Genomic DNA, 20,532 nt, shown 5'->3' with positions numbered 1-20,532 from the left:
GTCAGTGCCGTGCGGCAAGCTTGAGGAGCAAGGACTTCACGTCGGTCGCAGCGAGGGGGGTGGTGAGCGTGCCTGCGGTGGAACAGATCAGGACGGGTCCGTCGTCCTCGTGGTCCGGGATACGCCCGTGACTGCCGCGCACGGGCTCGGGATCGAGGGGGACGACGGCCATGCGGTAGCGCATGCCGGTCTTCTTGCGGGCGAGCGCGGTGGCGGCGCGTAGCCGTACGTAGGGGTCGCGCGGGTCCATGAAGAGCTCGGCGGGGTCGTAGCCGGGCTTGCGGTGGATCTCGACGAGGCGTGCGAAGTCCGGCGCCCGGGCGTCGTCGAGCCAGTAGTAGTACGTGAACCACGCGTCGGGTTCTGCGACGGCGACGAGTTCGCCGGCGCGTGGATGGTCCAGCCCGTGCTGCTTCTTGCCCGCGTCGTCGAGGAGTTCGCCGAGCCCCGGCAGGTCCGCGAGGGCTTCCCGGGTCGCGTCGAGGTCTTCGGGGCGGCGTACGTAGACGTGCGCGATTTGGTGGTCCGCGACGGCGAAGGCACGGGACGCGGTCGGGTCGAGGTACTCCATCCCGTCCTGGGTGTGCACCTCCAGCAGCCCGGCCCGGCGCAGCGCGCGGTTGATGTCGACGGGGCGGCGGGCGCGGGTGATGCCGTACTCGGAGAGGGCGACGACCGTGACGCCGGCCGCGCGGGCGTCGTCGAGGAGGGGCGCGATGACCGCGTCGAGTGCGGCCGCGGCCGCGTGCGAGCGGGGGTCGTCGGGACCGTAGCGCTGGAGGTCGTAGTCGAGGTGCGGGAGGTAGGTGAGAGTGAGGTCGGGGTGGCGGGTGCGCAGGATGTGACGACTGGCGTCGGTGATCCACTGGGAGGAGGCGAGAGAGGCCGTGGGCCCCCAGTAGGTGAAGAGCGGGAAGGGACCGAGCAGTTCGGTCAGCTCGTCATGGAGGGCGGGCGGTCGGGTGTAGCAGTCGGGTTCCTTGCGGCCGTCGGCGTAGTAGATGGGCCGGGGCGTGACGGTCCAGTCGACGTCCGCGCCCATGGCGTACCACCAGCAGATGTTGGCGACGGTGTAGCCCGGGTGGGCGCGGCGGGCGGCGTCCCAGAGCTTGTCGCCGCCGACGAGCGCGTTGTGCTGCCGCCAGAGGTGGACCTCGCCGACGTCGCGGAAGTACCAGCCGTTGCCGACGATGCCGTGCTGGGAGGGCGGCGCGCCGGTGAGGAAGGTCGACTGGACGGTGCAGGTGACGGCCGGGAGGACGGTACGCAGCGGGGTGTACGAGCCGGCCGCGGCCAGCGCCTTGAGGTGCGGCATGTGGTCGAGAAGCCGAGGGGTGAGGCCGACGACGTCGAGGACGAGGAGGGGCTGCGGCGGCGCGGCGTCGGCGTGCGGCGCGGCGGCGTCCGCGGGGCTGCTCTCGTGCGCGGTCATGGCAGCTCCTTGAGGCCGAGGTCGGTCAGCAGGTCGCGAGCGAGGGCGAGTTCGGCGGCGATGCCGTCGGCGAGCCGGGCGCGGGTGCGCGGCCGCAGCTCGGGCGGCAGGGCCTGCCAGGTGTACGTCTCGACCTCCAGGTGGTGGGTGCGCGGCGGCGCGGCCGGGCCGACGAGGCGGGCGAGGGTGTCCTGGAGCACGGGGAGGGTCGAGGTGAGCGGGGGCTGCGGCGACGCGTGCAGCGGTACGTGGAAGTGGGCGCGCCAGGGGGTGGTGGTGGGCAGACCTGGCTCGGCGGCCGGCAGGCCAGGCCCGGCAGCGGGAAGGCCAGGCACGGCGGCGGGCCCCTGTGTCCCGCCGAGCGCCTCGTCGAGGTCGTCGGTCGCGAGGAGTTCGCCCTGCTCGGTGCGGGTGCGGGTCTGGTGCAGGAAGCGCGGTTCGGCGAAGGCGCCGAGCGCGGCGCGGACGTCGGCCTGTTCGGGGTGCTCGGCGTGCAGCGCGGCGGACAGCTGCGTCTTGACGACCGGGATGCCCGCCCGGTGCAGCGCGTCGAGGGCCGGGCCCGGTTCCTCGAAGGAGGTGGCGAGGTGACAGGTGTCGACGCAGACGCCGATGCGGTGGGTGGGCACGTCCGCCGCGCCGGTCAGCGCGCCGAGGGCATCGGCCAGGGTCTCGATCGTGCAGCCGGGCTCCGGCTCCAGGCCGACGCGGATGCTGCGGCCGGTGGTGTCCTGGAGCGCGTCCAGGCGCGCGGCGAGGGTGCGGAGCGCGGCCAGGGCGGTCGCACGCCGGTGCTCATCGAAATCCGTGCGCCAGGCGAGCGGAAGGGTGGAGATGGTGCCCTCGGCGGCATCGTCCGGCAGCAGCACGGTCAGCAGTCGTGCGAGGTCGGCCGTGTACTCCAGCCGGGCCGGTTCGGTCCAGTCGGGCCGGTAGACCCGGTACTTGACGTGGCTGTCACCGAAACCTTCGTAGGGGAACCCGTTGAGCGTGACGACCTCGAGGCCGCGCGTGTCCAGCTCCCGGCGCAGCCGGCGGAGAGCGACGGGGTCGGAGGTCAGCGCGCGGGCCGCCGCGCGGGCGAGCCACAGCCCGATGCCGAGCCGGTCCCGGCCCAGCCGTTTGCGTACGGGCTCGCAGTGGTCGCGCAGCTGGGCGAGTACGCCGTCGAGCGTCTCGGCGGGGTGGACGTTGGTGCAGTACGCGAGGTGGACGGTGGAGCCGTCGGGGTGCCGGAAGCGCATCGGTCCGCCGCCTCCTCATTCCCCGCCGCGGAGGATGGAGTTGCCCTCGTGGAGGACGCCGGGGTCGGTGATGTCGAGGGAGAGTCGGCCGCTCTGGCCGTAGAAGGCGACGGGGTTGCGCCACAGCACCTGGTCCACGTCGTCGTCGGAGAATCCGGCGGCGAGCATCGCCTCGCCGACGTGCCGGGTCTTGAGCGGGTCGCTGCGGCCCCAGTCCGCGGCGGAGTTGACGAGCACCCGCTCCGTGCCGTGCACGCGGAGGATCCGCACCATCCGTTCCGGGTCCATCTTGGTGTCCGGATAGATGGAAAAGCCCAGCCAGCAGCCACTGTCAGTGGCATCCCCTACGGTTGTTTCATTGAGATGGTCCAGGACGACGCGATCGGGAGGAAGGTCGGATTCGCGCAGGACGTCGAGGGTGCGTTTGAGCCCGGCGGCCTTGTCGCGGTGGGGGGTGTGGACGAGGGCCGGGAGGCCGTGGTCCGCGGCCAGTTGGAGCTGAGCGGCCAGGGCGGTGTCCTCGGCCGGGGTCATCGAGTCGTAGCCGATCTCGCCGACGGCGACGACCGAGTCTTTTACGAGGTAGCGGGGCAGTTCGTCGAGTACGGGGGTACAGCGGGGGTCGTTCGCCTCTTTGGGGTTGAGCGCGATGGTGCAGTGATGGGCGATGCCGTGCTGGGCGGCCCGGAAGGGCTCCCAGCCTAGAAGGGAGTCGAAATAGTCGAAGAAGCTCGCCGGTGAGGTCCGCGGCTGCCCCAGCCAGAAGGCCGGCTCGACGAGGGCACGCACGCCCGCCGCGTACATGGCCTCGTAGTCGTCGGTGGTGCGGGAGGTCATGTGGATGTGCGGATCGAAGATACGCATCGGGGTTACGCCTCCTCGGGGGACGGATCGGCGGACGCGTGGCCGGACGGGCCGGCGGAGGCGTCATTGGGCAGGCCGGCGGGTGCGTCGGCGGACAGGGGGGACAGCTGGGTGAGTGTGAGAACGCGAGGGAGATCGTCGGGTACGGGACGGCCGGCTGAGGTGCGTTCCCGGGCGTAGTCGCCGAGCATGCGGGCGAGTTCGGCGTCGCCGCGGGAGCGTTCGGCGAGACCGGCGACGGCGTCCACCGATACCCCGGTGAACAGGCACTTGAGTACGGCGTGCCGCCAAGCGTGCGCATCGAGGTGCCGTGCGGCGTACGGGCCCACGGCCGCGGCGACCAGCCGCGTGTCATTGGTCCGCAGGGCGTCCTCGATGAGCGGGAGGCCGGCGTGGCCGTCCGTACTCAACGGCAGCCGCGACAGTGCGAGGAGTACGGCCCGGCGTTCGGCGGCCGTGCCGTGCTCGTACAGCCGGGTGACGGTGGCGCCGTCGGCGCGGGCGGCGCACAGGATCAGCACCCGCGCGGCCTCGGCGGCCTCCGGGTCGGCATGATGCGGCGGTTCTCTCCGCACGCAGTGCCGGCCGGCGGAGGCGAATCGGGCCTCCCAGCGGGGAGGAGCGGCCGGGGCCGGCGAGGTGGCCTCGTTCAAGGCCTCGGTCAGCGCCTCGTCGAGCCAGGTGCGGGCGGTGTCGCCGAGGCGGTCGCGGAGTGCCTTGTCGAGGCGGGTGATCCAGGGGTCGTCGGGGGGCGGGTCGGGGGTCAACACGGGGCACCTCCTACGCGCCCGGCCAGGGCGGCGGCCTGAGGGGACGAGGAGAGGAGGTGGGAGCGGAGGAAGTCGAGGGAGGTGCGTGCCAGTTCGGGGCCGGCGTGGGAGTGGCGGGGCAGCTCGACACTGACCAGGCCTCGGTAGGCCGTGTCGCGGAGGGCGGCGAGTACCGGCGGGAAGTCGATCTCGCCGTCGCCGAAGGGCAAGTGTTCGTGGACGCCCCGGCACATGTCTTCCAGCTGGACGTGCCGGGTCCACGGCGCGGCGGCACGGATGCAGTCGGCGGGCGGGACCGGTTCCAGGCACTGGCAGTGGCCGATGTCGAGGGTCAGCCCGAGTACGTCCGGGTCGGGCGCGCCCATGACCGTACGGAGGTGGTGGAAGCCGGCGAGGTCGGAGAGGAGGTGGCCGGGTTCCGGTTCTACGGCGAGCGGTAAGCCGGTGTCCGAGGCTGCCGCGGCGACGGGGGCAAGGGCGGCGGCGAGGCGCTGCCAGGAGTCGGCGTCCGTGCTGCCGGGGTCGCGTACGCCGCTGAAGCAGTGGACGGCGGTGGCGCCCAGGTCGGCGCCGACGCGTACGGCGGTGCGCAGCAGGTCGGTGCGGGCGGCGCGGGCGTCCGGGTCGGGGTCGATGAGAGTGGGGTGGTGTTTGCGGCGGGGGTCGAGTACGTAGCGGGCGCCGGTCTCGATCGCTACGGCGAGGCCCGTGTCGCGCAGGGTGTCGGCCACCCGTGCCGTGCGGGCGGCCAGGCCCGGGGCGAGGGGGTCGAGGTGCATGTGGTCGAGGGTGAGCGCGACGCCGTCGTAGCCGAGGTCGGAGAGGAGGGTGAGGGCGTCGGTCAGGCGGAGGTCGGTGAGGCCGTTGGTTCCGTAGGCGAGGCGGAGGGGCGGCGCTTCCGGCGAGGGGGGCGACGTCGAGGGCACCGGCGGGGGCGTCGAGGTCATGTCGGGCTGACCTTTCGGGACAGGCGCCGGGCGACGGGGATGAGCGCGAGCACGGCGGCGCCGGTGGCCGGCGCACCGGCTCGCGCGGCGAGGGCCGCCTGCAGCGGGATCATCGCGCGGATGCCGCCGCCTACGGCCCGCTGGAGGAAATGGGGTGACGGGTTGAGCGCGGCAACGAGGAGGGGGCGAGCGGCGGTGGCCGCGTAGCCCGCGGCGAGGAGTGGGGGTGCGAGTGTTGCCGGGGTGAGTGTCGGTCGTCGGCCGGCAGTGACTTTGCCGCCTTGGGCAGGTGGTGGGGCTGCCGTGCCGCTCGGGGTGAGGTGGGAGGGCAAGCGGCCGCCTGTCGCGTTGGCGAGGGCGGTTACGGCTGCGAGGGCGAGGAGGGGGAGGGACGAGGAGGATCCCTGGGCTTCGCGGCGAGAGACGGTGGTGACGGTGAAGGTGTGCGCGCCGAGCAGGGCGGCGGAGGGGAGGGCGCGGAGAGCCGCGGTTGTGTGCGGATGAGGGACAGCAGCGTCGGCGCCCGCGCCCACAGCAGCGCCCGTACTCGCACCGCTGCCCCTGCCCGTTGTTGCGACCGCGCCCTGGAGGAGGTCGAGGGCTCGGGCGCAGGCCATGGCGGTGGGGCCGAAGGGAGTGTTCTTGAGGTGCAGGTCGTAGGCCCAGACGGTGACGGCCAGGGCCGTGGCGGTGGCCAGGGCCGGGCGGCCGGCCGCCGCCGCGCACGCCAGGCCCGCCGCCGTCAGCCCGCCGGCCGCGGCGAGGGCTGCGCCAGGGGTGATGCGACCGGAGGGGATGGGGCGGTGCGGGCGTTCGAGGGCGTCGATGTCGCGGTCGGCCCAGTCGTTCAGGGCCATGCCGGCTTCGTACAGGCAGAGGGAGGAGCAGGCGGCCAGCGCGGTACGGGCGTTGGGGCGCAGCCCTGCGGCCGCGGCCCCGGCGAGGAGGTCGCCGGGGACGCTGGCCGGTGCGGAGATCCGCAGCAGCTCCGCCCAGGCGCGGAGCGAGTGGCGGGGACGGCCCTTGCCGCCCGGGCGGCGCGACATGGACGCTGCCGATGCCGACGCCATAGGCACCGCTGGCACCGCCGGCACCGAAGCGGACGCTGAGGCCGAAACCGAAGCGGGTGTCGAAGCCAACGCCGAAGCCGCCCCGCCCGTACGGAGGAACCGTGGAAGAGGGATCATCTGTGCGCCTCCCGGAGTTGGGTGGCGAAGGTGGTGGTGAGGGCCGTGTACTGGTCCGAGAGGGCGGCCGGGCCGTTGTCCGGGTCCTTGAAGTAGAAACCGAGGCCGGGGAGCGGGCCGCTGAGGCCGGCCGCGTGTGCGGCCGCCACCAGGCGGGCCAGGTCCAGTACGAGCGGGGCGGCGAGCGCCGAGTCGCAGCCCTGCCAGATGGTCTGGAGGATCACCCGGCTGCCGAGGAAGCCGTCGACCGCGATGTGGTCCCACGCCGTCTTCCAGTCGCCGAGTGCCGGGACGTTGTCGATGTGGAGGTCGCCGGGCGGGAGTTCGCCGAGGGTGTCGCGGAGTACGGCGGCCTTGCCCGCGTTCTTCGCGGCAGCGGCGGCCGGGTCGGCGAGTGCGGCGCCGTCTCCCCCGCCGAGCAGGTTCGTACCGGACCAGGCGCGTACGTTCAGCGCGCGCTGCGCCAGCATCGGTGCGAGGGCGGCGCGGAGGAGCGTCTGGCCGGTCTTGCCGTCCCGGCCCGCGTACGGGAGGCCGCTGCAGCGGGCCATGTCGCGGAGGAGGGGATGGTGGAGGCCGCTGGAAGGCGTGAAGTTGACGTACGAGCAGCCGGCGCGGAGGGCGGCGAGCGCGTAGAGGGAGCTGGCCGGAAGGCGTTCGGCCTCCGCGTTGCTCGCTGCCGGCTCCGTGGACGCCACGTTGATCACGACCACCCGCTCCAGACCATGCGCCTTGCGGAAAGTGCGCAGGTCCGTGGCGAAGGCAGCAGCCAGTGCTTCGTCGTCGCGGGTGTCGCCCGGCTGCGGCCCACCCGGGCGTATCTCGGCGTCAGCGGCGGCGAGTTCGGCATGTACCGAACGCGGCAGGCCGTGTGGCAGGACGCCGCCCGCGGCGAGCTGCTCGGCCCGCTTCGGCAGCGGGCAGGACGTGATGTCATGGCCGCCGAAGACCAGCGAGGCGAGCGGCGGCAGTGGGACGTCGGCGAACGCGGCGGTCTCGGTGACCATGCCGGTCGGCTCGTGCAGCCCGGCGGCGAGTGCGGCGCACCCTGCGACCACGGTCGTCGCGACCGACCCGCGCGCGCCGATCAGCCACACCCCCGTACGACCGGAACCGGAACCGGAACCGGAACCGGAACCAGAACCACTGCCCGTACCCATACGCGCTCTCCTCTCCCCGTCCCCACTCACCCGCGACCGCCCTTCTCCGACCCCTTCAGCTCCTTCAGCTCCTTCAGCTCCTTGATCCGGATGTCGCGGAACGCCACCTGGTCCTCGGAGCCGTGGTTCTGGATGCCGACGTAGCCCTGGCGCAGGGAGCGGGCGGGGTCGTGATTCGTGAAGTCGTTGACCTTGCGGCCGTTGAGGAAGACCTTCAGGCGTTCGCCCTGGACGCGGATCTCGTAGGTGTTCCACTCCCCCGGCGGGTTCAGGGCCGCGTCCCGGGCCTTGATGTCCGCGGCCTGGAAGCCGTAGACGGAGCCGGTGGTGTGGTCGGGGGTGTCGGTGGCGTCGATCTGGATCTCATAGCCGTTGTTCACCGCTGACCAGGGGTCGTCGGAGGCGGGGAAGCCCACGTAGACGCCCGAGTTGTCGTCACCGGACTCGCTGGCCATCTTCCAGTCCAGCTTCAGGGAGTAGGCGTGCTGCTCCTTGGCCGCGTACCAGAGCATGCCCATGCCGCCCGTGGAGGTGAGCGTGCCGTCGTCCTCGTTCAGGGTGAAAGATCCGGGGCCCGCCTGCTTCCAGCCTTTCAGGCTCGCCGCGGTGCCGTCGAAGAGGGCGGTGTATCCAGTCTCCGGTCGGCAGTCGGCCTGAGCCTGGCCGGTCGCATATTGGATACCGCCGAGGAGGTGAGTGCGGAAGGCGGGCTCGGCGTAGGACTCCTTGGTGTGGCCGGCGCCTGTGTAGAAGGCGCGGCCGCCGCTGTACTCCTGGCACCAGGCGAGCGGGTGGTCCCCGCTCATCGTGCCGCCGGTGTACGTCGACTCGTCGAGGGCGGCGAGGACGTGGGCGCGCTCGCGCGGGTTAGTGCGGTAGTTGTACCACTCGTCGGTGCGGTCCCAGGCCGCCGCCAGGTGGGCGGTGGCGGGGTGGGCCCGGTCCTCGACCCGTACGGTGGCGGGCTGGATGGCCGGGTGCGACTGGAAGTACGCGCCGGCCAGGCCGCCGTAGAAGGGCCAGTCGTACTCGGTGTCGGCGGCAGCGTGCACCCCGACGTAGCCGCCGCCCGCTCCGATGTACTTCTCGAAGGCGGCCTGCTGGGCGGCGTCGAGGACGTCACCGGTCGTGGAGAGGAAGACCACGGCGTCGTAACGGGCGAGGTTGGCGTCGGTGAAGGCACCGGCGTCCTCCGTCGCGTCAACGGCGAAGCCGTGCTCCGCGCCGAGGTCCTTGACCGTGGCGATGCCCTGCGGAATCGAGTCGTGGCGGAAGCCGGCGGTCTTGGAGAAGACCAGGACCCGGGCGCCGTCGGCCGCGCCCGCGCCGTCCTGGGGCGCGGCCGTGCCGGGCAGCGCCATGGTCGCGAGCAGGGCGGCGGCCGCCGCGGCGGTGATGCCGAGCCGCCGTACGGCAAGCCGTCTTGCGGTGGGTCGGTGCGGGGACATGTGCGGAGTCCTTCCTCCAGCAGCGGGGGGGGTGGCTGGGCAAGGGGCCTCGGAGCAAGTGCGGCCGGGCGAGGGGCGGGCGGGCGAGGGGCGGGCGGGCGAGGGGCGGGCGGGCCACCTGGCCCACCCGCCGTGCCGGCCGTCAGTGCGGCAGTGTCACTTCGTGGTGATCTCGAAGTCGTCCACGTCGTACAGCGCGCCCGTGCCACTCCCCTTGAAGACGAGGTAGAGCGTCGTCGTCCCGGCGGGCGGCTTGGCGATGGCCGTGCTGACGTCGGTGTACGTCTCCCAGCCGCCGGTCACCGGTACCTTCGCCGTGCCGAGCAGCCTGCCGTCGGGCTTGCCCGTACGGATCTCCAGCGTGCCGCCGGTGCCCGCCGAAGCGACCCGGGCGGTGAGCTTCGTGGCGTCGGAGACGCGGTACGGGGTGAAGCCGATCCAGTCGCCATTGTGGATATTGCCTACAGTCTTCCCGCCGTGGGCCGGGGTGTGGTTCACGGCCGACACGCCCTCGGAAGAGCTGTAGTGCTCGGCCTGGCGGTGCTTCGGCTGGGTGATGCTCTGGGCGTGGGTGGTCAGCGCCGGCTGGCCGTTGGCGCCCTTGTCGGTGTACTCGGCGTCGAAGACACCGAAGATGTTGGCGTTGGCATCGTGTTCACCATCGGCCAGGGTCTGGATGGTGCCCTCGCAGCCCTTGGCCGAGGTGACGGCGTGGCCGTGGCTGTCGTGGCCGAGGATGTGGGTGACGGTGACCTTCGAGCAGTCGATCTGGCCGTCCTCCGGGTCGGTGACCTTGACCTTGAAGGGGACCTTGTCGCCGAAGGTGAAGAGCTGGCCGTTGCCCGGGAGTTCGAGCGTCACCTTGGGGGCGGTGTTGCCGACCGTGAGGTGCACGCTGGCCGAACCGGTGCGGCCGGAGGGGTCCTTCGCGGTGACGGTCGCCGTGTAGGTGCCGTTCTTCTTGTACGTGTGGGACGGGTTCTGCGCGGTGGACTTGGTGCCGTCGCCGAAGTCCCAGCTGTAGGTGATCGCGTCGCCGTCGGCGTCGGTCGCGCTCGCGCCGAACTTCGCCTTCAGCGGCGCCTGGCCTGAGGTGCGGTCGACCTTCGCCTCGACGACCGGCGAGTGGCCGTCGGTGGCGTTCTCGATGCGGTACAGCGCGGAGTTCGCGTCACCGTTGAAGTAACCCGTGCCGTAGTCCAGTACGTACAGCGCGCCGTCGGGGCCGAAGGCCATGTCCATGACCTGGGTGCCGTTCCAGGGGAAGGCGTTGATGGACTGGACGGTGCCGTCGTCGGCCTTCTCGATGCGCTTGATCCAGCGGCGGCCGAACTCACCGGCGAAGTAGTCTCCGTCGTACGCCTCGGGGAACTTCACCTTGGAGTCGAGGTCGGCGTCGTAATGGTAGACCGGGCCGCCCATCGGGGACTCGGAGCCGCTGCCGAACTCCGGTACGGAGGCGTTGTCGTACGGGATCCACGCGGCCTGGGCCGGGGGCAGGTCGGTCAGACCGGTGTTGTGCACCGAGGTGTTCTTGGGCGCGGCGCAGTCGAAAGCCTCGCCGGACTTCCCCGTGGCGAAGTCGTAGTCGATAAAGGCATCGTTGTCGCCGGTGCAGTACGGCCAGCCGTAGTTGCCGGCCTTGGTGACACGGGCGAATTCGACCTGGCCGGCCGGGCCGCGGGTGGGGCTGGCGGCGCCGGCGTCCGGGCCGTAGTCACCGACGTAGACGATGCCGGTGGGCTTGTCGACGCTCATCCGGAAGGGGTTGCGGAAGCCCATGGCGTAGATCTCGGGCCGGGTCTTCTCGGTACCGGGCGCGAAGAGGTTGCCCTCGGGGATGTCGTACGAGCCGTCGGCGTTGACCTTGATGCGCAGGATCTTGCCGCGCAGGTCGTTGGTGTTGCCGGAGGTGCGCTGGGCGTCGTACGCGGGGTTGCGGTCGGCGCGCTCGTCGATGGGCGTGTAGCCGTCGGAGGCGAACGGGTTGGAGTCGTCGCCGGTGGAGAGATACAGATTGCCCTGCGCGTCGAAGTCGATGTCGCCGCCGACGTGGCAGCAGGTGCCGCGCGAGGTGGGCACCTCCAGGATCTTCTTCTCGCTGGCAGTATCCAGTGTCCCGTCCTCCTTGAGGACGAAGCGGGACAGCCGGTTCAGCCCGTCGAACTTGGCGAAGTCGGCGGTGGTGCCGTTGTCGGGCGCGTCACCGGCGGGGGTGTCCAGCGGCGGGGCGTAAAACAGGTAGATGAACCGGTTGTCCTTGAAGCCGGGGTCGACGCCGACGCCCTGCAGGCCCTCCTCGTCGTGGGTGTAGACGGGGAGTTTGCCGGCGACCTTGGTGTAGCCGGTGGCGTCGGTCAGCCGGAGCGTGCCGTCGCGGGACGTGTGCAGGACCGAGCGGTCGGGGAGGACGGCGAGCGTCATCGGCTCGCCCATCTCGGCCTCGCCCTTGGCGAGGGTGACCTGCTGGAAGTCCTCGGCGGCGGCCGCCGGCGCGGCCGGCGCCGCGGAGGTGGGGGTGACGCCGAGCGCGAGCGAGCCTGCGGCGAGCAGGCCGCCCGTGCAAAGGGCCAGGGCGGAGCGGATTCTGAGACGTCTTCTTTGCACGCGGTGCCTCCCGGGCGGGTTGAAGTGCCGTGCGGTGGGCGGTGCTGGGAGTTCAGTGCGCTGTGCGAGCCTCAAGTACATGTACGTGACACCAGGGGCGAAGGTAGTCGCGTTTGCTCGCTACGGATAGACCTTTGACGTGGGTGATGGGGACTTCTGCCCTCAGGAGGACAAAGACGGATGCCCCGTCAGCTGTCCGCGCTGCCGAACGCCGCGTCGAACGACGCCGTCGGCGGCTCGTAGTCGTACGCCTTGAGCCGGGACAGCGCCTCGGGGGCGCCCTGCAGCCGGTCCATGCCGGCGTCCTCCCACTCCACCGACACCGGCCCCTCGTACCCGATCGAGCGCAGCATCCGGAAGCAGTCCTCCCACGGGACATCGCCGTGACCTGCGGAGACGAAGTCCCAGCCGCGTCGCGGGTCGCCCCAGGGCAGGTGGGAGCCGAGTCGTCCGTTGCGGCCGTCGAGGCGCTTCCTGGCCTCTTTGCAGTCGACGTGGTAAATCCGGTCGCGGAAGTCCCAGAGGAAGCCGACCGGGTCCAGGTCCTGCCAGACGAAGTGGGACGGGTCGAAGTTGAGCCCGAAGGCGGGCCGGTGGCCGACGGCCTCCAGGGCCTGCTGGGTGGTCCAGTAGTCGTATGCGATCTCGCTCGGATGCACCTCGTGGGCGAAGCGGACGCCTTCGGCGTCGAAGACGTCGAGGATGGGGTTCCAGCGCGTGGCGAAGTCCTCGTAGCCGCGCTCGATCATCGACTCGGGGGCCGGCGGGAACATGGCGACCAGATGCCAGATCGATGAGCCGGTGAAACCGATGACGGTAACGACGCCGAACGCGGCGGCCGCGCGGGCCGTGTCCTTGATCTCGGCGGCGGCGCGCTGCCGTACGCCCTCGGCCTCGCCGTCCCCCCAGATGCGGGCGGGCAGGATCGCCTCGTGTCGCTCGTCAATAATGGCGTCGCAGACCGCCTGGCCCACCAAGTGGTTGGAGATTGCCCAGCACTTGAGGCCGTACTTGTCGAGCAACGCGTGACGCGAGTCGAGGTAGGCAGGGTCGGCGAGCGCCTTGTCGACCTCGAAGTGGTCTCCCCAGCAGGCGAGTTCGAGACCGTCGTAACCGAAGTCGCGGGCCAGCCGGCAGACCTCCTCCAGGGGAAGGTCGGCCCACTGGCCGGTGAAGAGAGTGAACTGGCGTGGCACGGTACGGGACCTCCTCAGGCCGATACGGGGGTGTAAACGCAGTTCTTCGCGGCGCTCTCCTCGACGGCGGCCAGTACGCGCTGCACCCGTAGGCCGTCGGCGAAGGACGGCGCGGGGTCGGTGCCCGCCGCGATGGCGTGCACCAGGTCGCGGGCCTGGTGGACGAAGGTGTGCTCGTACCCGAGGCCGTGGCCGGGCGGCCACCAGCCCTCCAGGTACGGGTGGTCGGGCTCGGTGACCAGGATGCGGCGGAAGCCTGCTGCCTCGGCCGGTTCGGTGTGGTCGTGGAAGGACAGCTCGTTGAGGCGTTCCAGGTCGAAGGAGAGCGATCCGCGGTCGCCGTTGACCTCGATGCGGAGGGAGTTCTTGCGGCCCGCCGCGACCCGGCTGGCCTCGAAGGACGCCAGCGCGCCCGAGGCGAACCGGCCGGTGAACAGCGCCGCGTCGTCCACCGTCACCTCGCCCGTGCCGCCGCCCGAGGGCAGCGGCCGCTGCCGTACGAAGGTCTCGGTGACCGCCGAGACGCCCGTCAGCAGCTCCCCTGCGAGATACTGTGCGAGGTCGACAATATGCGCGCCGAGGTCGCCGAGCGCGCCGGAGCCCGCGGTCTCCTTGCGCAGCCGCCAGGTCATCGGGGCCAGCGGGTCGACCAGCCAGTCCTGGAGGTACGTGGCGCGGAGCTGGCGCAGCGTACCGATGCGGCCCTCCTCGACGAACCGCCGGGCGAGCGCCATCGCGGGCGTACGTCGGTAGTTGAAGCCGACCATGGCGATCCGGCCGCGGGCCCGCGCCGACTCGGCGGCGGCCGCCATGGCCTCCGCCTCCGCGACGGAGTTGGCCAGCGGCTTCTCGCACAGCACGTGCTTGCCCGCTTCGAGGGCCGCGAGGGCGATCTCGGCGTGGCTGTCGCCGGGTGTGCAGATGTCGACCAGGTCGACGTCGTCGCGGGCGATCAGCGCCCGCCAGTCGGTCTCGGCCGCGGCCCAGCCGAGGCGGTCGGCGGCGGCGCGTACGGCACCGGCGTCCCGGCCGCAGACGGCGTTCATGGCGGGGCGCAGCGGCAGGTCGAAGACCCGGGCGGCGGTACGCCAGCCCTGGGAGTGCGCGGCGCCCATGAAGGCGTAGCCGACCATGCCGATCCCCAGTGCGGGGCGGCCGTCGGGGGTGGGGTCCTTCGCGTTGTCGTCCATGCATCACCTCATCGGTGGTGGTCAGGTGAGGGAGAGCGGTGGCGCGGCGGCCGGGGCGGCGCGCGGGGCCGACGGCTGCGCCGCGCCGCGCGTCAGTTGAATCCGGTCGGCAGGTAGTCGTCGACGTTGTCCTTGGTGACGACAGCCGAGTACAGGGTGATCGAGGCGGGGATCTCCAGCTCGGCCATGCCGCTGACCCCCTTGCCCTGCCCCAGTGCGCGGGCCAGGTCGATCGCGGAGGCGGACATCGTCGGCGGGTAGAGCACGGTGGCCTTCAGTACGGAGTTGTCCGCCTTGATGGTGTCCATGACCTTGCGGGAACCGGCGCCGCCGACCATGAGGAAGCCGTCTCGGCCCGCCTGTTCGATGGCCCGCTCGGCGCCCACGCCCTGGTCGTCGTCGTGGTTCCACAGGGCGTCGAAGTCGGGGTGGGCCTGCAGCAGCCCGGCCATCTTGGACTGGCCCGACTCGACGGTGAACTCGGCCGCCTGCCGGCCCACCTTCTCGATGTTGGGGTAGTTCTTCAGGGCGTCGTCGAAGCCCTTGGTGCGCTGCCGGGTCAGCTCCAGGTTGTCGATCCCGGCGAGCTCGACGACCTTGGCGTTCTTCTTGCCCTTGAGCTGCTCGCCGATGTAGTGGCCGGCGTTCAGGCCCATGCCGTAGTTGTCGCCGCCGACCCAGCAGCGGTACGCCTGCTGGGACGCGAAGACCCGGTCGAGGTTGACGACGGGGATGCCGGCCCGCATGGCCTTCAGGCCGACCTGGGTGAGCGCCTTGCCGTCGGCGGGCAGGATGACCAGTACGTCGACCTTCTTGTTGATCAGGGTCTCGATCTGCCCGATCTGCTGGGCGGTGTCGTTCGAGCCCTCGGTGATCTCCAGGGTGACGTCCTCGTACTGCTTCGCGCGCTCCTTGGCGTTCTGGTTGATCGCGTTCAGCCAGCCGTGGTCGGCCTGCGGTCCGGCGAAGCCGATGGTGACCTTCTTGCCGGGCTTGTCGTCGACCCCGCCGGCCTGCTGCTGCTTGCCGGTGCCGGCCGAGGCGTTGTTCTCGTTGCTGGTGCAGGCGGTGAGGAAGGCACCGGCGGAGACGGCCGCGGCGCCGAAGAGCATGTTCCTGCGGCTGGTTCCCGGGCCTTCCGGAGTGTGTGCTGTAGACGATCGGGGTGTAGACGATCGGGCTGTCGACGATTGCGGTGTAGACGGTATGCGCTGCGTCATGACTTGCGGCCCTTCTGTACCAGTACGGCGGCGACGATGATGGCGCCCTTGGCGATCTGCTGGACGGCGGTCTCCAGGTTGTTCAGGGCGAACAGGTTGGTGATCGTGGTGAAGACGAGGACGCCCAGGACGGAGCCGGTGATGGTGCCGCGGCCGCCGCTGAGGAGGGTGCCGCCGATGATGGCCGCGGCGATGGCGTCGAGTTCGTACAGGTTCCCGTTGGTGTTCTGGCCCGAGCCGGTCAGCACGATCAGCAGGAAGGCCGCGATCCCGCAGCACAGCCCGGACAGCAGGTACAGCAGCAGCCGCTGGCGGCGTACGTCGATGCCGGCGAGCCGGGCCGCCTCCGGGTTGCCGCCGACCGCGACGGTGCGCCGGCCGAAGGTCGTACGGTTCAGCAGCAGCCAGCCGGCGGCCGTGACGACGGCGAAGACCAGCACGATGGGCGGGATACCGAACAGGTACGCGTCCCGGCGGCCCAGCGCGAGCACCGGCTCGACGGACACCACCTGCGTGCCGCCCTGGCTGATCTGCAGCGCGAGGCCGCGGGCCGAGGCGAGCATGGCGAGGGTGGCGATGAAGGGGACCATGCCGCCGAACGACACCAGCAGCCCGTTGACCAGCCCGCAGCCCAGGGCCACCAGCAGCGAACACAGCAGGATGCCGCCGAGACCGTAACTCTGGGTGGCCACCGTCGTCGCCCAGACCGTGGCGAGCGCCACCATCGCGCCGACGGACAGGTCGATGCCGCCGCCGATGATGACGAAGGTGACGCCGACGGTGACCACGCCGATCACGGACGCCTGGGTGAGGACGAGCTGGAGGTTCTGCACGCTCAGGAACTGCTCGGGCTTGGTGAGCGCGCCGACCAGTACGAGTGCGGCGAGCACCCCGAGCAGCGAGAGGTTGCGGACGTCGGGGCGGTGGCGGGTACGCGCGTGCCGGGTGTCCTTGGCAGTCGGCACGGTGGGGCCCGGCGGTGCGCTGCCCGCCTCGGCCGGGAGGGCGTGTCCTTCGGAGGTGTTCACGGGCGGTCTCCTCGCGGGGTCGGGGCCGACGTGTCCTCGGGGGCTGACGTCTTCTCGGTGACGGATGCCTTTCCGGTGGCGGACGCCTTTCCGGTGGCTGTGCGTCCGGAGGCCGGTACTGGTACGGGGCCGGGGCCGTCGCTCATCACCAGGTCCAGCACCCGGTGCTCGTCCAGCGCCGCCGCCTCGCCCTCGTGCACGACTTGGCCCTCGCGCAGGACGAGCACCCGGTCGGCGAGCCCGAGCACTTCGGGCACCTCGCTGGAGACCAGCAGCACGGTGACGCCGTCGTCCGCGAGCCGCCTGATCAGTGCGTACAGCTCGGCGCGGGCGCCGACGTCCACGCCGCGGGTCGGCTCGTCCAGCAGCAGTACGCGGCAGCCGCGGAGCAGCCAGCGGGCCAGTACGGCCTTCTGCTGGTTGCCGCCGGAGAGGGTGCGGACCGGGCGGTCGGGGTCGTCGGGGCGGAGCGAGAGGCCGCGGGTGGCGGCCAGGGTGCCGGCCCGCTCGGCGGGCCGGTTCAGCCAGCCGGCCCGCGCGAAGTGCGGCAGCGAGGAGAGGGAAACGTTCCGGCTGACGGACTCCAGGAGCAGCAGCGCCTGGGACTTGCGCTCTTCGGGGGCGAGGCCGAGTCCGGCGCGTACGGCGGCGGTGACGCTGCCGGGGCGCAACGGTCGACCGTCGACCAGTACCCGTCCGGCGGTGGGCCGCCGTGCACCGTATACGGTCTCCAGTATTTCCGAGCGGCCCGACCCGACGAGTCCGGCGAGCCCGAGGATCTCGCCGGGATGCAGTCGGAAGCCGACCGGGCCGAACTCGCCGTCACGCGCGAGCCCTTCGACACTGAGGACGGGGGCGGGGCGGTCCGGGTCCGTGCCCGTCGGGTACGGGTGGCCGGTGGCCGCGCGCCGTTCGGGAAAGACGTACTCGACGTCCCGGCCGGTCATCAGGGCGACGATGTCGCGGGTGGGAGTGGCATGCGCGTCCAGGCCGCGGGCGGCCGTCCGCCCGTCCTTCAGTACCGTCACACGGTCGCCGATCCGCCGGATCTCCTCCAGCCGGTGCGAGATGTAGACGACGGCGACGCCGGAGGCGGTGAGCGCGGCGACGATACGGAAGAGATTGTCGACCTCGTCGGGGTCGAGCGCGGCGGACGGCTCGTCCATGACGATCAGCCGTACGTCGTGCGAGAGGGCGCGGGCCATGGACGCGATCTGCTGTCCGGCGGCGGAGAGCCGGCCGACCAGCGTGCCGGGGTCGATCTCGGGGTGACCGAGGCGGGCGAGCAGTTCGGCGGTCCGCTCGCGGGCCTCCCCGGTACGGATGAAGCCGCCTGTGGCGCGCTCGTGCCCGAGGAAGACGTTCTCCGCGACGGACATGTGCTCCACCAGGTCCAGCTCCTGGTAGATGGTGGCAATGCCCAGCCGCATCGCGGCGATCGGGGACTTGAGGGAGACGGTTTCCCCGCGCCAGCGGATGGTGCCGCCGTCGGGCTGGTGGGCGCCGGCCAGCACCTTGATCAGGGTGGACTTGCCGGCGCCGTTCTGGCCGAGCAGGCAGTGCACCTCGCCCGCGACGACGTCCAGGTCGACGCCGTCCAGCGCGCGGACGCCGGGGAAGGACTTGGTGATGCCGGCCATGGTGAGCAGCGGTCCGGCGGGTTCGTGTGCCGCGGGCGGTGGTGGTGCGGGGCGGTGCGCTGGTGCCATGGCGGGCCTCCTCGGCGGTACGCCGGTGAGCGGGCAGGGCGGAACAGGGCAGGGCGGATCAAGGCAGGGCGCGTACGGGCATGCGGCATCGCGAGCTGACGATGCGTCATTTGGCGGCGGTGCGTTGGTACGGCGGTGCTTCAGTGGCGGTACGGCAGTGCTTGAGCAGTGGTACGGCAAGTGGTACGACAGTGCTTGAGCAGTGGTACGGCAGTGCTTCAGCGGTGCTGTGGCGCGCGGTTCCTCAGCCCCCGGCCATGCGGGCTCAGGGGTGTGACTGCATGACTCAGGCAGGCGAGAACAGGTGGTCGCTGATCAGCCGGGCCGCGCCGGTCACCCCGGCCAGCTGCCCCAACTCACCAAGGACGATGGGGAGGTTGCCGGTCGCCAGCGGCAGCGACTGGTGGTAGACCTGCGTACGGATCGCGGCCAGCAGCGTGTGGCCGAGGCCGGTCACACCGCCGCCGATCACCACGAGGCCCGGGTTGAAAAAGCTGACGAGTCCGGCAATGACCTGCCCGGTGCGGGTGCCGCCGTCCTTGATCAGTTCCAGTGCGGTGGCGTCACCGGCCGAGGCGGCCACGGCCACGTCCGACGCGGCGAGCGCGCCCGCCGCCTCAAGGCGGTCGGCGAGCGTGATCGAGCGGCCGTCGCGTGCCGCGTCCTCCGCGTCGCGGGCGAGCGCGGCGCCACCGAAGTACGCCTCCAGGCAACCCGCGTTGCCGCAGGCGCAGCGGCGGCCGTTGGGCTCGACCTGGATGTGGCCGATGTCGCCGGCGCTGCCCGTCGTACCGCGGTAGACCTCACCGCCGACGACGATGCCGCAACCGATACCGGTACCGATCTTGACGCAGAGGAAGTCCTGCGAGGTACGGGCCACGCCCGCGTGCTGCTCCCCCAGCGCCATGAGGTTCACGTCGTTGTCGACCATGACCGGGCAGCCCAGCTCCTGGCTGAGCGCTTCCCGTACGGGGAAGCCGTCCCAGCCGGGCATGATCGGCGGCGCGACGGGCACGCCCTCGGGGAAGCGGACCGGGCCCGGCACGCCGATGCCCGCACCGTCGAACCCCTCGGCGAGTCCGCTGTCCTTCAACTTCGCTGCCAGCGCGAGTACTTGCTCGAACACGGCAACCGGCCCGGCCCGTACGTCCATCGGCTGGGTGAGATGCCCGAGCACCTCCAGCTCGGCGTTGGTGACCGCCACGTCGACCGAGGTCGCGCCGATGTCGACGCCGAGGAAGCGCAGCGAGGGGGCGAGCCGGATGTTGTGGGACCGGCGGCCGCCCCGGGAGGCGGCCAGCCCGTCGGCGACGACAAGGCCGGTATCCAGTAGCCGGTCGACCTCCACCGCGAGCTTGGAACGTGACAGGTCGACCTGGTCGCCGAGCTGTGCACGGGAGTTGGGCCCCTGGTCGCGCAGCAGGCGGAGGAGCCGTGCCTGGTGCGCGTTCGCGGGCCTCGCCGTCATGCGCCTCACGCCGCCCTCCAGCCGTACTCGGCACCGTCGCGTCCTGGTCGGCGCCCGGTGTGTGCGGACGGGCCGTTTTCGGCCGTCCCACCGGGCTTTCGAGGGGAACGTAGCAGCGCTTGTCCGAACGAGGAAGTACTACGGACAGAATCCGCACCGACTTTCTCCTGACTCGGGACAAAGTCCTGCGCGCTGGTACGCCGGGGCTGCGATGTCCACGATCACCGTCAAGAGATGCCTCTACGATCACCGGCGAGGGAAGGGGGACCGGATGGACCGGCACATACGTACTGTCGACGATGTACTGAGGCTCCTGGACGGCCTGTTCGCGCCGGAGGCGGACCGCTGGACGACGGGCGGGGCCTCCTGGTGGGACGACTTCTACGCGGACCGCACCCGAGAGGTGCCGTTCTTCGTGGCGAAGCCGGACGAGAGCCTGGTCTCGTACCTCGAACGCGGGCTGATCGCGCCGGGGCGCGCCCTGGACCTGGGCTGCGGGCCCGGTCGCAACGCCCTCCACCTCGCCTCACTGGGCTTCGAAGTGGACGCCGTCGACCTTTCACCGGCTGCCATCGCCTGGGCGGAGGACCGCGCCCGAGAGGCCGGGTTCGGGTCCGGATCCGGGGCCGAGACCGGTGCCAAGGTCACCTTCCACTGCGGTGACGCCTTCACTCTCGCCGACGGCGCACTCGCCGGTCCGTACGACCTGATCTACGACTCCGGCTGCTTCCACCATCTGCCGCCGCACCGCCGCATCAGTTACCTCGCGCTCCTCGACCGGGCGCTCGCTCCCGGCGGCCACTTCGGGCTGACCTGCTTCGCGGCCGGCGGGATGGGCTCCGAGGCGCCCGACGAGGACTTCTACCGCCGGTCCGAATCCGGCCTGCACGGCGGGATCGCCTACACCGCCGAGTCGCTGCGCTGGATCTTCTCCGATCTGACGGAGGTGGAGCTGCGCCGTATGCACAACGAGCCGCCGGAGTCCCCGCACTTCGGTGAACCGTTCCTCTGGACGGCGCTGTTCCGGAGCGCCGGGGCTGCCGCCGCCCGGCCGTAACGGGC

The 20,532-nt window shown here is 71.6% G+C and carries 16 protein-coding genes; 1 reads left to right on the top strand and 15 read right to left on the bottom strand.

Features of this window, described 5'->3' with window-relative positions:
- Position 1: 1 nt before the first annotated feature.
- The 15 genes from IF04_RS0131695 to IF04_RS0131620 all read right to left on the bottom strand — a co-directional run bounded on the left by IF04_RS0131695 (position 2) and on the right by IF04_RS0131620 (position 19,470).
- Complete coding sequence (locus IF04_RS0131695; RefSeq protein WP_030265745.1) at positions 2–1,432, bottom strand: alkaline phosphatase family protein; 1,431 nt, start codon at positions 1,430–1,432, stop codon at positions 2–4.
- Entirely contained in the window at positions 1,429–2,676 is a 1,248-nt protein-coding gene (gene eboE / locus IF04_RS0131690) for a metabolite traffic protein EboE (protein WP_030265741.1), read from the bottom strand. Before eboE ends, IF04_RS0131695 begins: the two co-directional genes overlap by 4 nt.
- 15 nt (positions 2,677–2,691) lie before the next feature.
- Entirely contained in the window at positions 2,692–3,540 is an 849-nt protein-coding gene (locus tag IF04_RS0131685) for a TatD family hydrolase (protein WP_030265739.1), read from the bottom strand.
- Between the two features lie 5 nt (positions 3,541–3,545).
- The gene (locus tag IF04_RS0131680) at positions 3,546–4,310 is read right to left on the bottom strand and encodes an EboA domain-containing protein (RefSeq protein ID WP_063829557.1); all 765 of its coding nucleotides are present in this window, start codon (positions 4,308–4,310) and stop codon (positions 3,546–3,548) included.
- On the bottom strand, positions 4,304–5,257 hold the full coding sequence (locus IF04_RS0131675; RefSeq protein ID WP_051831744.1) for a sugar phosphate isomerase/epimerase family protein: 954 nt from the start codon (positions 5,255–5,257) through the stop codon (positions 4,304–4,306). The genes IF04_RS0131680 and IF04_RS0131675 overlap by 7 nt, the downstream gene beginning before the upstream one ends.
- Positions 5,254–6,444 carry an SCO3242 family prenyltransferase gene (locus tag IF04_RS0131670; RefSeq protein WP_030265730.1) on the bottom strand — a complete coding sequence of 397 codons (1,191 nt, stop codon included), beginning with the start codon at positions 6,442–6,444 and terminating at the stop codon, positions 5,254–5,256. The genes IF04_RS0131675 and IF04_RS0131670 overlap by 4 nt, the downstream gene beginning before the upstream one ends.
- Positions 6,441–7,604: an inositol-3-phosphate synthase gene (locus tag IF04_RS0131665; RefSeq protein ID WP_051831743.1), complete on the bottom strand. Its 1,164-nt coding sequence runs from the start codon at positions 7,602–7,604 to the stop codon at positions 6,441–6,443. The genes IF04_RS0131670 and IF04_RS0131665 overlap by 4 nt, the downstream gene beginning before the upstream one ends.
- 26 nt (positions 7,605–7,630) lie before the next feature.
- The gene (locus IF04_RS0131655) at positions 7,631–9,052 is read right to left on the bottom strand and encodes a ThuA domain-containing protein (protein ID WP_051831742.1); all 1,422 of its coding nucleotides are present in this window, start codon (positions 9,050–9,052) and stop codon (positions 7,631–7,633) included.
- 156 nt (positions 9,053–9,208) lie between these two features.
- Positions 9,209–11,659: a PQQ-dependent sugar dehydrogenase gene (locus IF04_RS0131650; protein ID WP_030265722.1), complete on the bottom strand. Its 2,451-nt coding sequence runs from the start codon at positions 11,657–11,659 to the stop codon at positions 9,209–9,211.
- Between the two features lie 188 nt (positions 11,660–11,847).
- A complete protein-coding gene (locus IF04_RS0131645) occupies positions 11,848–12,855 on the bottom strand; it encodes a sugar phosphate isomerase/epimerase family protein (protein ID WP_030265720.1) in 1,008 nt (335 codons plus the stop codon).
- Between the two features lie 14 nt (positions 12,856–12,869).
- Positions 12,870–14,045, bottom strand: a complete 1,176-nt coding sequence (locus IF04_RS0131640) for a Gfo/Idh/MocA family protein (protein WP_030265717.1) — start codon at positions 14,043–14,045, stop codon at positions 12,870–12,872.
- Positions 14,046–14,137: 92 nt separating this feature from the next.
- Positions 14,138–15,157 carry a substrate-binding domain-containing protein gene (locus IF04_RS0131635; RefSeq protein WP_030265714.1) on the bottom strand — a complete coding sequence of 340 codons (1,020 nt, stop codon included), beginning with the start codon at positions 15,155–15,157 and terminating at the stop codon, positions 14,138–14,140.
- 104 nt (positions 15,158–15,261) lie between these two features.
- Positions 15,262–16,230, bottom strand: coding sequence for an ABC transporter permease (locus IF04_RS0131630; protein WP_037961462.1), 969 nt, complete (start codon positions 16,228–16,230; stop codon positions 15,262–15,264).
- Positions 16,231–16,289: 59 nt separating this feature from the next.
- A complete protein-coding gene (locus IF04_RS0131625) occupies positions 16,290–18,002 on the bottom strand; it encodes a sugar ABC transporter ATP-binding protein (RefSeq protein ID WP_051831741.1) in 1,713 nt (570 codons plus the stop codon).
- A 286-nt stretch (positions 18,003–18,288) separates the two neighbouring features.
- A complete protein-coding gene (locus tag IF04_RS0131620; protein WP_030265707.1) occupies positions 18,289–19,470 on the bottom strand; it encodes an ROK family transcriptional regulator in 1,182 nt (393 codons plus the stop codon).
- 271 nt (positions 19,471–19,741) lie between these two features.
- On the opposite strand from IF04_RS0131620, the gene IF04_RS0131615 reads away from it, so the two are divergent.
- Complete coding sequence (locus tag IF04_RS0131615; protein WP_030265704.1) at positions 19,742–20,527, top strand: class I SAM-dependent methyltransferase; 786 nt, start codon at positions 19,742–19,744, stop codon at positions 20,525–20,527.
- Positions 20,528–20,532 lie beyond the last annotated feature (5 nt).

The sequence above is a fragment of the Streptomyces violens genome (genome assembly GCF_000717745.1).
Classification (GTDB): domain Bacteria; phylum Actinomycetota; class Actinomycetes; order Streptomycetales; family Streptomycetaceae; genus Streptomyces; species Streptomyces violens.
This window is presented reverse-complemented; position numbering and strand designations above follow the sequence as displayed.

Bases quoted from the DNA above. Each gene is read 5' to 3' on its own strand.
- IF04_RS0131635 (WP_030265714.1), bottom strand. From the start codon at position 15,157: ATGCTCTTCGGCGCCGCGGCCGTCTCCGCCGGTGCCTTCCTCACCGCC.
- IF04_RS0131620 (WP_030265707.1), bottom strand. From the start codon at position 19,470: ATGACGGCGAGGCCCGCGAACGCGCACCAGGCACGGCTCCTCCGCCTG.
- eboE (WP_030265741.1), bottom strand. From the start codon at position 2,676: ATGCGCTTCCGGCACCCCGACGGCTCCACCGTCCACCTCGCGTACTGC.
- IF04_RS0131675 (WP_051831744.1), bottom strand. From the start codon at position 5,257: ATGACCTCGACGCCCCCGCCGGTGCCCTCGACGTCGCCCCCCTCGCCG.
- IF04_RS0131655 (WP_051831742.1), bottom strand. From the start codon at position 9,052: ATGTCCCCGCACCGACCCACCGCAAGACGGCTTGCCGTACGGCGGCTC.
- IF04_RS0131615 (WP_030265704.1), top strand. From the start codon at position 19,742: ATGGACCGGCACATACGTACTGTCGACGATGTACTGAGGCTCCTGGAC.
- IF04_RS0131670 (WP_030265730.1), bottom strand. From the start codon at position 6,444: ATGATCCCTCTTCCACGGTTCCTCCGTACGGGCGGGGCGGCTTCGGCG.
- IF04_RS0131685 (WP_030265739.1), bottom strand. From the start codon at position 3,540: ATGCGTATCTTCGATCCGCACATCCACATGACCTCCCGCACCACCGAC.
- IF04_RS0131695 (WP_030265745.1), bottom strand. From the start codon at position 1,432: ATGACCGCGCACGAGAGCAGCCCCGCGGACGCCGCCGCGCCGCACGCC.
- IF04_RS0131640 (WP_030265717.1), bottom strand. From the start codon at position 14,045: ATGGACGACAACGCGAAGGACCCCACCCCCGACGGCCGCCCCGCACTG.
- IF04_RS0131625 (WP_051831741.1), bottom strand. From the start codon at position 18,002: ATGGCACCAGCGCACCGCCCCGCACCACCACCGCCCGCGGCACACGAA.
- IF04_RS0131665 (WP_051831743.1), bottom strand. From the start codon at position 7,604: ATGGGTACGGGCAGTGGTTCTGGTTCCGGTTCCGGTTCCGGTTCCGGT.